The sequence below is a fragment of the Nocardioides marmoraquaticus genome (genome assembly GCF_054777915.1).
Map to the genome: position 1 here is coordinate 1 of NZ_BAAHAA010000054.1, position 1,244 is coordinate 1,244.

At 72.3% G+C, this 1,244-nt stretch carries 1 protein-coding gene; it reads right to left on the reverse strand.

From position 1 onward, the window contains the following. Positions 1-963: transposase (locus ACYU8I_RS18840; protein WP_460843875.1), on the reverse strand; the 963-nt coding region annotated here is incomplete at its 3' end. Positions 964-1,244: the final 281 nt, after the last annotated feature.

Sequence of the window (1,244 nt, forward strand, 5' to 3'; positions counted from 1 at the left end):
GCGTTGTCGGACCAGGACGATGGTGTGCAGGGCGGCGTTGAGGCGTCGGTCGCCGTGGCGGTTGAGGCGGTGGCGGGTGGCGATGGCGCCGCTGGTGGCCTCGATGGGGCTGGTGCCGGCGAGCTTGGCGAAGGCGGCTTCGGAGTGGACCCGGCCGGGGTGGGACCACGCGCAGAGCACGGTGGCGGCGGTGACAGGGCCGACGCCGAACTGGGCGAGCAGGTCGGGGCGCCAGGAGCTGATCAGGGTCTTGATGTGGTGTTCGTGGGCGGTGGCTTCGGCGTCGAGGCCACGGATGCGGCGCGCCAAGGCGCGTAGGCAGGCCACGGTGCCGGCGATCTCGACGTCGGCGCTGGCCCAGGCGGTGCGGGGGTCCAGGGTGAGGATCCGGTCGAGCAGCGCACCGGCTCGCAGCCCGCGTAGCCGGGCGCGCAGGGGCTCGGGGGCGGTCACGATCGCGGAGAACAGCTGCCGGCGGGCGTCGCCCGCGGCCTGGACCGCGGAGCGTCGTGCAGCCAGACGCACGCTGAGCGCCTGGCGGGTCCGGGCAACGCCCTGGTCCTCGCCGGCGCCTCGCGGGGTTCCCACCCGGGCGCGGGCCAGGGCGTCGCGGGCGGCCCGGATCGCGTCGAGGGGGTCGGACTTCGCGCCCCCGGCCCGGCGGGGCCGGTCGGGTCGCTCGACCTCGACCACGACCTCGTTCATGGCGTGCAGGTAGTGGGCCAGGCCTCGGCCGTGGCTGCCGGTGCCCTCCAACGCCCACGCCCGCAGCGCCCCGTGAGCCTCGTGCTGCTGGGCGAAGTCGAGCAGCTCGAGGTAGCCCTCGTGATCAGCTGACACCGTGATCTCGGCGATCACCCCGCCGGTGCGGGCGTCCACGATCGCGGCGCTGTGGGTCGCGACGTGGGTGTCGACGCCGATCACGAGATCGACAACATCGCTGAGCTTGGTCACACTCGTCATGCGTTCTCCATTGTTGGGATGGGACGTGGAAGGTTCCGGTCCCGGCGGAGCGCAGGCAGGACTGTGATGGGACACGAACGGTGCGCGAACACCGGAACGGTCAAGCTCCTGATCAGGCCATCTGCTCCGTCGGACCGGGGCCGACGACCAGCGGCGGACAAGTCCCGATGAAGACACCCAGCTGACGCTGGGGTCAGTCTCGAGGTGGGTCACACCACCAGCCGTCGACCCGACCCCACACGATCCCGGGGCCGATGCCAAGACTCACAGTCTCGAGGCTC